Below are 804 nucleotides of genomic sequence, written 5' to 3'. Positions count from 1 at the left end.
AACTGACCCAGCCAGGCGGCGCAACGCGCGAATACAGCTACAACGCCTACGGAAAAATCACCGCCGAACACGACGAACTCGGCCACGTCACCCGCTACGAATACGCCGACGGCCTGCACCTGATCAGCCGCCGAATCAACGCCGACGGCACCCATGTTAAGTACCGCTACGACAATGCGCGCCTGCTGCTGACCTCCATCGAAAACGAGGCAGGCGAAACCTACCGGCTCGATTACCACCCCAATGGCCTGATCCAGCAGGAAATCGGCTTTGATGGCCAGCGCACGGCCTATGTGTATGACCTCAACGGCAACCTTGCGGAAAAAACCGAACACGGCGACGACGGCAGTCAGCTCGTTACCCGCTACGAGCGAGACCACGCCGGGCGCCTCGTAAGAAAAACCCTGCCGGACGGCAATGTTGTCGACTATGCCTACGACCGCCAGGGCAATCTCCTCAGCGCCGACGACGGCCACTGGGCGCTGGCCTACGAATACGACCCACAAAACCGCCTCACCGCCGAACACCAAGGCTGGGGCACCTTGCGCTATGGCTACGATGCCTGCGGCCAACTTAAGAACCTCCGCCTGCCGGACAACAACCGGTTGGTGTTCAACCACGACAAAGGCGGTCACCTTTCCACCGTCGAACTGAACGGTGAAACCCTCACCTCCCACCTGTTCAAAACCGGCCGCGAACACCAACGCCAACAAGGCCAGCTCCTCAGCCACTACCACTACGACGACCAGAACCGCCTGCACGCCCACGCCGTCAGCCAACAGCAACACACGCTTTACCAACGCC

Annotated in this window: 1 pseudogene; it reads left to right on the top strand. The window is 60.8% G+C overall.

Annotated features, from left to right (window positions below):
- A pseudogene (locus tag BFP92_RS11090) lies at nucleotides 1-804 on the top strand (RHS repeat protein); the annotation flags it as partial.

The sequence above is a fragment of the Pseudomonas sp. 58 R 3 genome (assembly GCF_900006605.1).
In the GTDB taxonomy this organism is placed as follows: Bacteria; Pseudomonadota; Gammaproteobacteria; order Pseudomonadales; family Pseudomonadaceae; genus Aquipseudomonas; species Aquipseudomonas salomonii.
This window is presented reverse-complemented; position numbering and strand designations above follow the sequence as displayed.